We start from the raw sequence: 14,260 nt of genomic DNA on the forward strand, positions 1-14,260 counted from the left end.
CAGGCTTATAATTATTTCAAGATAGACTATGTGATTTATACTTAATTGCATAGTCTTCTTGTTTCATAATAGTATATTTGAAATTTAAAATAATAATTACAATCTTGAGAACCCTTGCTTATATAATTTTACTATTTCTACTACTATTATTTTCATGCAAAAAAAATGATTCTGTTGCTTATGATAAAAATGCAGCTATTTTTTTTGATAAAAATTATATAGATAAATTAGGGAAAAATAAAAAAGAGAAATATCTAGATTCAATAGTAGATTTATTAAAATTAAAAAAAATGATTCAACTGTCAGAAATTCATATTTGAAAACCGCAACAGAATATTATTACATCAATAATTTTGAAAAATCTTTATCTGCTAGTTTAAATGCATTGCGACTATCAAAACAGTCAGACGATAGTATTAGAATGGCAAAGGCATCCTATTATGTGGGTGATTGTTATATTAACTCAAAAAAAGACAGTGCTTACTTTTATTATTTACTTGCAGAAAAACTATATTATAATATACATGACTATGATAATGTTGGCAGAATGTTATTCAATAAAGCCTATGTTCTATTTTATAATGGAAATTATGTTGAATGTGAAGTTGAAATTGCTAAAGCATTACGATATTTAAAGAAATCTACAAATCATCAGTTGATTTTTTCTTGTAACACATTGATAGGAAATTGTTTAGAGAAATTGGTTGAGTATGACGAAGCATTACATTATCACAAATTGGCTTTAGGTGAATTAGAAAAAATGAAAATTAATGGTAATGATGATAGTAATGAGATAAACAATTACTATGTATCTTCTATGATTAATATCTGTAACTTATATGATTTAAAAGGTGAATTCCCGAAGTCTATTAAAATATTAAAGAGCCTGCTTTCAGCAGATTTAAAAAAAGCAATCCTAGATTATATGCTAATGTTTTAAGCAATTTGGCTTATTCTAAGATGAAAAACAGGAATTATGAGAATATTGGTTTAATGTTTTTTGAATCCTTAAAGATTGTTGATAGTATTGGAGCAGAGTCGGATATTTTATATAAAAAGATACATATTGGAGAATATTTTTTAAGCCAGAAGGATACTACAAAAGCAATTCAAATTTTAAAAGAAGCTAATCAATTAGCAGTTAAAATTAAGAATAGTAACGAAATATTAACATCGTTAAAATTTCTCTCCAAAATAGATAAAACGCACAGGTTGTTTTATGCAAATGAATATATAAAGTTAAGTGATAGTATTAATACACTTCAAAAAAATGCTCATAATAAGTATGCCAGAATTGAATATGAAACCTCAAGAATTGAGGATGAAAATAAAATTTTGACAAAAAAGAACTTTTACATTTTAATTATTTCATTTGGACTAATCTTATTATTGATAATAATTATTGTTTTAAGATCTTTAAAATATAAAAATAAAGAATTGGAGTTTTTAAAGGAACAGCAAAAAGCTAATGAAGAAATCTACCAGCTGTTGACTGAGCAAAATGAAAAAATAAATGTTGCAAAAGAGAATGAGAAAACTAAAATAGCAAAAGAATTACATGATGGCATAATGAATAAAATTTATGGTGTTCGAATGAACTTAGGTTTTTTAATTCTAAAGTTGACGAGAAAATAATTGAAAAAAGAAAAGAATATATTTTTGAATTACAAAATATTGAGAATGAGATTAGAACTATTTCACATGACTTAAGTCGAAGTTCTTTTTTGGAAGATAATGATTTTGATGTTTTGTTATTAAATTTAATTGAAAATCAAAAAGACATTAGCTTTACCCAGTTTAAATACCTAAATGATGGAATGTTTGAATGGTCAAGTATTCAAAATATATATAAGATAAATTTATATCGTATAATTCAGGAAGCTATTTTGAATGTTAATAAGTATGCAAATGCTAAAAATTGTGAAATAAGTGTTCAAAAGTTTAATGATACTTCCTTAATAATCTCTATTGTAGATGACGGACAGGGTTTTGATATTAAGAGTAAAAAAAATGGCATAGGGTTAACCAACATAAAAGAGCGAACGAATTCTCTTAAAGGGGAATTTCATATAGAATCTAAAATTGGGGTGGGAACGAAAATTAAAGTTACACTTCATTTTTAAATCTGGATCTTAAATGATTTAAATTTTCTTTCAAGTTTATTCCTTCTTACTTTAAAGAACCATACCAATATTTATTAGTGATTGTAAAATAATTTTACCTTCAGAAAAAATGCAATTCCGTAATTTTTATATTTAAATTCCGTAATTTTTAGCTAAATGTTACTGTTATTTTCGTGAAATAAAAATCAACAAAATAAAAATTATAAATTTTCAAGATTTATAAAACCAAAAGCAAAAAAATAAACTAAAAAACGGTAAATGAAAAAGATTCAATATTTAATATTCATTTCATTTCTTTTTATGTCTTTTAATGGAATAAATAATTATTCAATATGGGGGAGATTAGTTGATCACGGATTCAGCCCTGTATCTATATTTAAAATTAAAGTTTTTCAAGAAAGAGATAGTGTTTTTGTTAAAGAGTTACATTTTAATGATAAAAATGGAGAGTTTATCATAAAAGATTTACCACCAAATAAATATATTTTAGAAATAACTGTTGAACAATATACTAAATATAGTATAACAAAGGAAATAACAAATAAAAATGAATCATTGGGGGAGATTTATTTACAAAATACTTGGTAAAAACACACTTTAAATTCTTATTTACTCCTTTAATTTAAATTTTTTATTGGTACGGGATTGACTGTTCATATAGTCGAAGAAAGTTACTTTGGTCAAGAAACAACTAAAAAGGCAGTAATAAGATTAGCTAAAATTTAGGATATTATTTTAAATACACGAATGAGAATTAAACGCGACATTAAAAAACTATTTATTTGCATCATTTTTTTCATTTATTTTTACACGTAAATGCGCAAAGTCCAAATCACTATCAACTTCAAACCACGGCAAGTTATTTTCCAGACTTGAAGGAAGTAAATAGCCAAAATATAAAATGGTATCGTTTCAATGTTCCTGAAAATTGGGAAAATACCAGTTCAAATAAAACCATAAAATTGGCTGTCGCTGTTCTACCGTGTTTAAAAAAGTCAAGTAAAAACGTAGTACATATTTCTGGTGGTCCCGGTGGTTGGTGCATAGGCCCTATCAAAAAATGGTTAAATCATCCTTTAAGAAACGAAGCAAATATTATACTTGTTGATTTAAGGGGTACTGGTTTTTCTGAACCTGCTCTTTGTCCTAAACTTGGAGAACAGATTTTGCAAGTGCTTGCCGAAAATAATAGTACAACTAAAGATATAAATGAAATTGTCAATGTTTCAGAACAATGCAAAAATGACCTTATTGTAAAAGGAATAGATATAAAAGCGTATAATAGTTTAAATATTTCAAAAGATTTACACGCATTAAAAAAATCATTAGGCATAAACAAATGGTTTGTATATGGTATATCTTATGGTACTTATATCTCACAAGTTTATTCTGATCAATTTCCAAATGATTTCGAAGGTATTATTCTGGATTCTCCGATTAATGATATTAATGAATATTATAAAAACAATACTTTTAATTATATTAATAGTCTGAATACCCTTTTTAAGGAAAGTAAACAAAAATACCCTGATTTAGAATCAAAATATTATTCAGTAATAAATAAATTGAGTAAAAAAGGCATAGAGGTAAATGTTGAGAAAGCTATTGTTCAAACAGAAAAATTTACCTATAATGCTGACGATTTTAAAATAATTATTCATCAATCTCTTTATAATCAACAATTAATTGAATTGATTCCTTTAATAATAAACGGTTTTTATAAAGAAGATAAATTTATATTAGCGAATTTAGTAGATGCTTTTTCTGAAGCATTAAAAAGAGACTTTGGTACTTATTATTGCGTTTCATGTAATGATGGGTTTACAGATAAAAGTATTGCGGAATATGACAAAAATGCTTCTGTATTTAAAAAAAATAAAGGAGGAATATTATTTTATCGTTCAGACTTGTCTGTTTGTGAAGAATGGGGAATTGGCGCAAAAAAATAAATTCAGCACAAAAAAGCAATCACATTAAAGCTTTAATTTTTGCCGGAAAATATGATCCAATTACACCTTTATATAACGGTAAGGAAATTGCAAAAAAATATAAAAACAGCTTTCTATTTGAAATGCCTTATGGTCATGCAACAAGTTTTTCAAAAGCTGGAAAGGGTATAGTAGAGCATTTTGTAAAAACACCTGATAAGAAACCTGAAGTAAAAGAAAAATTAAGTCAAATTGAATTTATTTCTGATATTAAATATAATCCTGGAATATCTAAGTTGGCAAAAAGTCTAAATAAACCAATTCTGTTATTTTTATCGCCGTTGATTATTGCATTAATAATAATTTTTGGTACATTCTTGTATTGTGTTTTTTCAATTTTTAGAAATAAAAATAAAGATTTGAACCTATTGAAATACTTATTTATCGCAAACTCTTTGTTAGGGATGATTGTAGTATTTGGTTTCATTTGGGCTATTTTTCAGACTTCTAAATACAATCTTTTTATTCTACTATTTGGATTGCCTGAAAAATATAATTTTTTATTTATTTTAAATTATATATTTATTGGAACAACAATTATTAGTGTATTCTACTTACTACTTAAAATAAAGATTATACCATACATAGAAGTGGTTTTTTCGATAGCATTTTCTTTTATATTAGTAATTATTTATTTCTCCTATTGGGGAATCTTCTAATTGGATAAGGTGCAAGTTATTAATATTATAAAGTGATTTATAATATAATAACTTATGCTATTCGATTTATTCGATTACTTCTTTCGTTATCCACTCCAAATACTGCCCAGTAGAGAAAAGTTTATGTTTACACAAACCTCAAACCGCTGAAGGAAAAGTCTATAGGGCGTATGTATTTAGCATAAAGCAACTCTTGTCAGGGATTTAAAAACAGAAATAAATCACTTAAGTAAAAACGTCTTCGGTTAATCCGCATAAAATTTTAAAAAAACACTCGAAAAATTACAACTTGTAATGTAAAACAAAGAGATGGAAATATTTAGGAAGATATGATTTCTTAAAAAAACGTGTCCAGATCAAAACTATTTCCTTTTATATAAATGCTTTTTTTATGGCAATTTTCTAAACTTAAACAAGTTGGTAATAAGCCGTAAGTTTTACCTGTAAAGTCCGTAATTTTTTATTAAGCGCTATGTTATTTTTGCGTTATGCTATAATAAAGTTCATGTATTATTAATGGATTTTTTTAGAATAGTTAACTGTTTTATACTAAGTATGAATTATCATTTTTGATTAAAAATACTGGTAAAATACTGCGTTGAATATTTTGATCTTTATTTCTCTCGATGATATAAAAGATACACTCGTTAAATAAAATGTTATAAGTTTCATGGAAAACATTAATAAAATTGCAGAGCTTTTTTGGAATAACAAAATCAAGGGCAAAGAGCCGGTATTCCCGTTAAATAAAGAAATTAGCTCTTTTAAATACACAATTGAATTGGAAGACTTGGGATATTTGTTAAAGATATCCAATAATAATCGTCTTTCACAATTTTCAATAATTACTGCGATATATTCCCTATTGCTGTACAAATATTTTTATAATTATGTGGGCATTATTACCTCTTACAACTCTTTAATAGGAAATAAAGATTCCAATCCTTTCTTTTTGGAAGACGATACCAATTTATCAAACAAATCTTTTAAGGAGCATTTACAAACGATATCCGAAGAAATCCAAAACAAATTGGCTTATGCAGCCTATGATTCAGCCTATTTGGATTTAGCCTGTTATTCCCATTTTGGAATCAGTTTAAACGATGGGTCAATAGGAGCGGATAAATGCAAAGGCGTTTTATTAAATTTTAATGTAACCGATGAGGTATTAGAATTAGTAATTTACTATAATGAAGATTTTGTCGAAAAATCATTATTACAGCATTTAGGTTCCGGTTTTAGGAAAATTTTAGTCCATCTTCAGGAATTTATTAACGGTGACACAAATGAGTTTGATTTATTAGGCTCAGAAGAGAAACATCAGTTATTATTTGATTTTAACAATACTACAGTAGATTATCCGCACGATAAAACCATCATTGAATTATTTGAGGATCAGGCAGAAAAGGCACCCAATAGCGTAGCAGTTGTTTTTGAAGGAACGGAACTTACCTACAAAGAGCTTAATGAAATAACCAATCAGTTAGGTGCTTATCTAAGAGAAAAATACAGTATAGAACCTGATGATTTAATAGGTATAAAGTTAGAAAGAAGCGAACGTATGATCGTCTCTATACTGGGGATTTTAAAATCTGGCGCAGCTTATGTTCCTATTGATCCTAATTATCCTCAGGGTAGAATTGATTATATAGAAAGTGATACACAAAGTAAAATTATCATTGATGAAACCCAGTACGGAATTTTCTATAAGCAAAGGGAAAAATACACGACTCTCAATTTAGCTAAAATCAATTCTCCGAGGGATTTAGCATATCTGATCTATACTTCTGGAACAACAGGAAATCCTAAAGGAGTAATGATCGAACATACTTCTTTAGTGAACAGATTAACCTGGATGCAAAAAGCATATCCATTAAGCTGCGGTGAAACCCTTATCCAAAAAACGACCTATTCATTTGATGTTTCGGTTTGGGAATTAGTTTGGTGGGCTATCTACGGAGCAAAGCTTTCTGTTGCTAAATCGGGAGCAGAAAAAGATCCGGCTCAATTAATACAAAACATAGATGAAAATCAGGTAAGCGTAATACATTTTGTTCCTGCCATGTTATCAGTTTTTTTAGAATACGTGAAGGAAAATCCAAATGAAAAAGAACGCATAAAAAGCTTAAAACAGGTATTTGTAAGTGGTGAAGCATTAACATTGCATCAAAGGGATTTGTTTTATAATGAGTTGTCAGGTATTTCTTTGATGAATCTTTATGGTCCCACAGAAGCCAGTATCGATGTAAGTTATTATGATTGTGCAGAGCAGCATAACATTAGTTCTGTTCCAATTGGTAAGCCTATTGATAATATCAGTTTATATATTCTTGACGAAAATTTATCTTTAAAACCCATTGGTGCGGTTGGTAAACTATACATTGCCGGGGTTGGAGTTGCCAGGGGCTATTTGAATAAAACAGCGCTTACAGAAGAAAAGTTTGTCAATAACCCTTTTATTGAGGGCACAAAAATGTATGACACAGGAGATTTAGCCAAATGGCTTTCTGATGGAAACATTGAATACATTGGCAGAAAAGACCATCAGGTAAAAATTCGTGGCTACAGAATAGAATTGGGTGAAATAGAGGTTGCGATTTCTCAGTTCAACAAGCATATCAGGCAAATCGTAGTGAATGCCCAAGAAGTAAATGGCGAGAAAGCACTAATTGCATATTACACTACAGATGAATCAGAGCTGATCAATAAGACTATTCTTCGAGATTATTTACAGAGCAAGCTTCCAGATTATATGGTTCCGGGATTTTTTGTTGAGCTTGAAAGTATCCCTTTAACCACAAATGGTAAGATAGACCGTAAAGCATTACCAAATGTTACAGGAAGGGATTTAATCAGAAAAGCATTTTTAGCCGCTAGAAATGAGACCGAACATAAACTTGCAGTAATATTTCAGGAAGTACTAGGAATTGACAATGTAGGTATCAGTGATAATTTTTTTGAAATGGGAGGGCATAGTTTAATGGTGGGACAGGTGTTGAACAAAATGCACCAAAACTTGAGTATGCAGATAAGTTTTAAAGACTTTTTTGCTTATCCGACCATTGAAGGAATTGTTAAAAATCTTAGTAGAAAAGACTATATCCCAATTCCAAAAGCAGCAGAGCAGGAAAGTTATCCCTTAACTCCATCTCAGCAGCGACTATGGGTTTTAAGCCAGTTAGAAGGCGGTTCACAAGCCTATAATATGCCATTAGTAGTTACATTAAAAGGAAAACTTAATATTAAATATTTTGAAACAGCCTTTGGTCTTTTCATAAACAAGCATGAGATTACCAGAACTTTATTTAAGACAGATAAGGTATTGGGAGAAATCCGTCAGTATGTTGTACCAAAAGAAGAGATTAGTTTCAAAATACCGGTCTTGAATTTTACTGAAAAGTACCAATCCGATATAGAAGATTATTTGCAAACTGCCAATAGTGAAGTTTTTAATTTAGAACAATCTCCATTAATAAGAGCATCGTTACTTAAAAAAGCAGATGATGAGTTCTTATTCTTTTTGTCCATGCATCATATTATTGGCGATGGATGGTCAACAGAAGTATTGATATCAGAAGTTGTAGGAAACTACAATAATCTTCTTTATGGAGGGAGTAATCTTAACGGAGAAGAAAAATCAGCTTTATTATCTATTCAATACAAAGATTATGCAGTATGGCTACAGCAGGAAATCAAGGGAGAAAAATATCAAAAAGCAGAAACGTATTGGTTAGAACAATTTAAAGGAGATCTTCCTGTAATAGAGTTACCAAGTTATAAAACAAGACCATTAATACAGACTTATAACGGAGATAATTTAAAGCATATTTTTTCGAAAGAATTTACAGAAAAACTTATCAAGTATTCAGACAAACAGGATGTAACCCTGTTTATGACATTAATGACTGGTATTAATACATTACTTTACCGATATACAGGTCAGCATGATATTATCATAGGAACTCCAATAGCAGGAAGAGAACACCCTGATTTGGAAAATCAAATAGGACTTTACCTTAATACACTAGCTATAAGAACAAGATTTGAAGATTACAATAATAGCTTTGAATCCTTACTGCAACAGGAAAAAGACACTTTGTTATCTGCCTATGAAAATCAGATGTATCCCTTTGATGAACTGGTAAGTAAATTGAATATAAAGCGTGATACCAGTCATTCTGCATTATTTGATGTTTTGGTTGTGTTCCAGAATCAGAGTCAGTTACAATTTAATAATTCAGAAAAAGATATAGTTGGTTTACAGGTTGAAGGATATGATTATCATAGAAAGACTTCACAATTTGATATAAGTTACATTTTTGTAGAAGAGAAAGGGCAATTAGGGCTTACAATTGAGTACAATACCGATATCTATGACGCTGTTTTAATAGGAAGAATGTTTTCACATCTTGAAAACCTGCTTACTCAGGTTATAGAAAAAGAAACACACAGCCAGAAGCAAAATATACCAAATCTATTTATTGAGGATATTGATTTTCTTACAAAGGAGGAGCGTCATAAACTCCTGGTTGAATTCAATGATACTAAAGCTGATTATCCGGAAGATCAAACAATTATGCAGCTTTTTGAGCAGCAAGTAGAGAAGAATCTGAATAAAGTAGCGGTATTTTTTGATGGTAAGGGGCTTACATATAAAGATTTAAATGAGCAAGCTAATCAGCTGGGAGATTATCTAAGACAGAATTATAATATACAGCCGGATGATTTAATAGCTATTAAGCTAGAGAGAAGTGACAAGATGATAGTGGTTATAATGGGTGTATTAAAATCGGGAGCAGCTTATGTGCCGATAGATCCGGATTATCCACAAGATCGAATAGATTATATAGAAGAAGATACAAAAGCGAAGGTTACAATAGATGAAGACTTTTTAGAAACTTTTGCAAGGCAAAACAAAGAGAATACTTATACTAAGGAAAACCTTTCTACACTTAGCAAACCAGATAGTTTGGCATATGTAATTTACACCTCTGGAACTACAGGACAGCCTAAAGGTGTAATGATGCAGCAGAGAAATATTCTGAATTTAATTATTTATCATATACAATCAATTACACCATACAGTAGGGTAACATTCTTATCAAATCCAAGCTTTGATGTGTCATTTCAGGAAATATTTAGCACCTTATTAATAGGTGCAACGATATTCCCAGTAACAGATGCAATAAAGAAAGATATTCATAAACTTTCTGCTTTTATAAGAGAGAATAAATTGGATTCCTTGTTTTTTCCAACAGCATATTTTACAGTACTTGCAGAGAATGATTTATTTCTGGAATCACTTAATACCGAGGTTAAACATATTATAGTAGCAGGAGAAAAATTAGTTTTAAATGATGCAATTTTAGCTAAGGTTAAAGAGAAGCATATTAAAATCCATAATCATTACGGGCCAGCAGAAACTCACGTTGTGACTACATATGTAATAGATGAAAAAAATGCTACAATACATATTCCTCCAATTGGTAAACCTATTGCTAATACTTCAATATATATATTAAACAAAAATAAAGGGTTATGTGCATTAGGAGAAGTGGGAAATATATATATAGGTGGTATTGGATTGGCCAAAGGTTATAAAAATAAAAAAGATTTAACGTTAGAAAAATTTGTTGAAAATCCTTTTCTAAGTGATGAAAAAATGTATTACACCGGAGATTTGGCGAGATGGCTTCCGGATGGAAACATTGAGTTTTATGGTAGAAAAGACTTTCAAATAAAAATAAGGGGATATCGTATAGAAATTAATGAGGTAGAATTTGCGTTGGCTGGTCATGATAATATAGCAAATGCTATTGTAGTAGCTCAGCAAATAAATGGGGAACAAACACTAATTGCTTATTATATTCTAAAAAATAAGGAAGAAAACGTCGAAAAGAAAGATCTAAAAGATTACATACAATCAAAATTACCTGAATATATGGTTCCAGGTTATTTTGTGGAACTGGAGACTTTACCGCTTACATCGAACGGAAAGGTAAATCGTAGCGCTTTGCCAACTGTAACAGAGGTGGATATGGTAAGAAGAGCATACGTTGCTCCAAGAAACGATACGGAAAAAAAGATTGCTTCTGTATGGAAGAATATATTAGGTGTTGAACAAGTTGGAATAAATGACAATTTCTTCGAGTTAGGAGGAAATAGCATAAAAGCAATTTTATTTGTAGCGCAGCTTAATTCTCTTTATAAACTTAATGTAGAGATTAGTACATTATTTAAAAACCCTGAAATTAAAGTACTAGCAGAGCATTTAACAGAAGCAGAAGATAATTTTAGTCTTGGCGCAAATACTGATTCGATTGGGTTATCACCCCAACAAATGAGTATGTGGATTTCTGAAATAAAGAATAATACATCTAATATTATTGTAGCTGGGGTAAAAATACCGCAGGCTTTTGATCCTGGTAAATTTAAATCTGCTATCGATACCATTATTTATAGACATAAAGCATTTAGAACAACTTTTGTGTATGTTGACAATCAGCCAATGCAAAAAGTACTTTCGCATGGTTATGAAAATTATAGTATTGAAATTATATCAGAAGAAGATTTAAAAAAAGCGAAGGATGAACATAAATTTAGCTTAGAAGAGTTTCCTTTATTTAAAATTTATGTGCTCTGTAAAGAAAACTCTTTTAAAGTTTTCTTAAAAATTCATCATCTTATTTTTGATGGCTGGTCTTTAAACGTATTTAGAAATGAATTACTATCGCTTTATACAAATTCTAATGAGAATCTTGTTAACATCAGATTTCAATATGAAGACTATGTTAATAAGCTTGAAGCTAGAAATAAAAAGGAGATATATAATTACTGGGAATCAAAACTTAAAGATGTTCCAAGTTTCTTAGGTCTGCCTGAAAAAGCAGGAAGCAGTACTGTAGAAATTAGCAAAAATGGGGATTATGTAGAAATCCCTATTGATAATGAAGTGGTTACTGGTATTAAAAAATACACACAACAAAGCGGAGTAACTCTTTCTACTTTTGTATTTGCCTGTATAAAGATAGTACTTAGCAGAATTTCTAATAGTAATTCTATTAATATTGCGATACCTTCTGCTAATAGAAATGATTATTCTTTTGCAAATACAATAGGACTTTTTACTAATATCCTATTTCATTATGACAAAATAAAAAGCGATGAAAGTTTTGCCGATTTTTTACAACAGGTACAATTAACTTCGATAGAAGCAATAAAATATTCCAATATTTCTCTTCATGAAATTTGTGATGCTTTAAAGATTAAAAATTCTCATAGAAGTATTCCTTTAACTCCAGTAGTTGTCAATATTCTTGATTTTCTTGAAGAAAGTTACGAGACGGAGATTGAAATGGACATGGATGAAGAACCAATGGTTGATTCAAAGTTTGATTTAGAATTTTTTGTCAAAGAATTTGCCGAAAAAATGATAATAAGTGCTGTATTTAAAACAGACTTATACGAGAAAAATGAAGTAGAGTATTGGATAAATGGGATTGTCTCTGTAATGAAGCAAGTTCTCTCGGAGCCACAAGTAAGGATTGATGAAATTGAAATATTTGATGATTTTTTAATTACGAACGAACCCAAATCTATCAATGAATACATTAATTGGGATCTTGGATATCATTCAATCATTGATCGATTTCAGTATATATGTGTTTCAAATCCAGATAAGCAAGCTATAGTTGAAGATAACAAAAGTATCACTTATAAAGAACTGAATGAGCTGACAGATAATTTGGCATCACATGTTTTTGAAAATAGTAAGAATGATAAAATACTTCTTTTACTAACGCATGGCTATAATGCTGTGGTTGGAATTTTTGCGGTACTTAAATCTGGTAAAGCATACATTCCTATAGACTTAAATTTAAATTCAGCACGAATTTATGACATTATAAGTGAGATTAATGCAGATACTATTTTATGTGATCATAAAACAGAGGAACTTGCTTACAAAATCACTAAAGATTTTCAAATTGACATTATAAATATTGAAGAAGAAATATCTAATAAAGAAAATTTAAATGTAGCGTTAGAAAAAGTAAATTTAGTTCCAGATTCTTTAGCGTATATTTTATATACATCCGGTTCAACCGGAAAACCTAAAGGTGTAATGCAATCTCATAAAAATGTATTGCATTTTATAAATGTATACACCTCACAATTACACATTAGCTTAAATGATCGTGTAAGCTTAATACCTTATTACAATTTTGATTCTGCAGTGATGGATATTTTTGGAGCTTTATTAAACGGAGCTACATTGTATCCCTATGATATAAATGCTATTGGTATTTACGATTTACCGGAGTGGCTGGATAAGTATGAAATATCTATATATCATTCTGTTCCTACTTTATACAGATCATTAACAAAGATCATTAAGGAAAAAATAAAATATGTACGATTAGTTGTTTTAGGAGGGGAAGCAGTTTATAATAATGATTTTATAGATTTTAAAAATAATTTCAAGTCACATGCCATTTTAATAAATGGATACGGACCGACAGAATCGACAATAGTATGTCAAAAATTTTTAAACGAAACATCTACGACAAAATATCATGTACCAGTTGGTAAGCCCGTAAGCCGAACGAAAGCCTATTTGTTAAAAGAAAATAATCAAACGGCACGCATATATGAAGAAGGTGAAATTATTTATTCCAGTGATTATCTGGCCTTAGGTTATTATAAAGATAATGAGCTAACAGATAAAAAATTTAGAAATGAGCTATCCTTTTTATCTCCGCCTTTATCTGCAAGGTGCTATTATTCTGGTGATTGGGGGAAACTCTTGCCAAATGGTGATATTGAATTTATCGGACGTATAGATAGTCAAATAAAATTAAATGGTATTCGAATAGAATTAAATGAAATTAATTGTGTTGCCGAAAAGATTGAAGGTGTAAATGAGACCATTACCCTGCTTAGAAAATTTAATAATACAGATTATATTGTTTGTTATGTGAGTTTGAAACAAGATACGAAACTTACAAAGGAAATTATAGCAGATAAACTCAAAACCGGCTTGCCTTCTTACATGGTTCCCAAAGCAATTATCATACTAGAAAAAATTCCTTTAACCAATACTGGAAAAGTAGATGCCGGGGCACTACCCCAATTGGGAGAAGAGCATTTTTCTAAGACAAAATATGTAGCGCCTGAAAACGAAATCGAAGAAGAAATAAAACAAATCTGGGAAAGTGTATTGAATATTTCCCCTATAAGTATATTCGATAACTTCTTTGACATAGGTGGAACATCAATTAAGGCTATCGAATTGACAAATAGATTAAAATCAGTTTTTATTGAAAAAGAGATATCTGCTGTAATTGTTTTTGAATACACAAATATTAGAGAAATGTCCAACTTTATTTCGGAAAGCACAGTGGCTGAAACAGAGGAAGAATTAAAGTATGATGATATGGAGATATTATTAGATACAATAAATTTATTTAACGAAAATCTTGAAAACTAGCAT

Annotated in this window: 8 protein-coding genes; all 8 read left to right on the forward strand. The window is 29.6% G+C overall.

Features of this window, described 5'->3' with window-relative positions; all coding sequences use genetic code 11:
• The first annotated feature begins 104 nt into the window (after positions 1-104).
• The 8 genes from ACZZZT_RS12540 (at position 105) to ACZZZT_RS12575 (ending at position 14,257) form a co-directional block, all read left to right on the forward strand.
• Entirely contained in the window at positions 105-320 is a 216-nt protein-coding gene (locus ACZZZT_RS12540) for a hypothetical protein (RefSeq protein WP_463460621.1), read from the forward strand.
• Positions 317-940: a hypothetical protein gene (locus ACZZZT_RS12545; RefSeq protein WP_463460622.1), complete on the forward strand. Its 624-nt coding sequence runs from the start codon at positions 317-319 to the stop codon at positions 938-940. Before ACZZZT_RS12540 ends, ACZZZT_RS12545 begins: the two co-directional genes overlap by 4 nt.
• Before the next feature lie 20 nt (positions 941-960).
• Positions 961-1,635 (forward strand): hypothetical protein, encoded by a 675-nt coding sequence (locus tag ACZZZT_RS12550; RefSeq protein ID WP_463460623.1) that lies wholly within the window; start codon positions 961-963, stop codon positions 1,633-1,635.
• Positions 1,636-1,724: 89 nt separating this feature from the next.
• A complete protein-coding gene (locus ACZZZT_RS12555) occupies positions 1,725-2,123 on the forward strand; it encodes a sensor histidine kinase (RefSeq protein ID WP_463460624.1) in 399 nt (132 codons plus the stop codon).
• A 258-nt stretch (positions 2,124-2,381) separates the two neighbouring features.
• A complete protein-coding gene (locus ACZZZT_RS12560) occupies positions 2,382-2,711 on the forward strand; it encodes a peptidase associated/transthyretin-like domain-containing protein (protein ID WP_463460625.1) in 330 nt (109 codons plus the stop codon).
• 194 nt (positions 2,712-2,905) lie between these two features.
• Complete coding sequence (locus tag ACZZZT_RS12565; protein ID WP_463460626.1) at positions 2,906-4,072, forward strand: alpha/beta fold hydrolase; 1,167 nt, start codon at positions 2,906-2,908, stop codon at positions 4,070-4,072.
• Positions 4,048-4,770, forward strand: coding sequence for an alpha/beta hydrolase (locus tag ACZZZT_RS12570; protein ID WP_463460627.1), 723 nt, complete (start codon positions 4,048-4,050; stop codon positions 4,768-4,770). Before ACZZZT_RS12565 ends, ACZZZT_RS12570 begins: the two co-directional genes overlap by 25 nt.
• A gap of 670 nt (positions 4,771-5,440) precedes the next feature.
• Positions 5,441-14,257, forward strand: coding sequence for an amino acid adenylation domain-containing protein (locus tag ACZZZT_RS12575; protein WP_463460628.1), 8,817 nt, complete (start codon positions 5,441-5,443; stop codon positions 14,255-14,257).
• The last annotated feature ends 3 nt before the right edge of the window (positions 14,258-14,260 follow it).

It is taken from the genome of Flavobacterium sp. AC274, assembly GCF_979258275.1.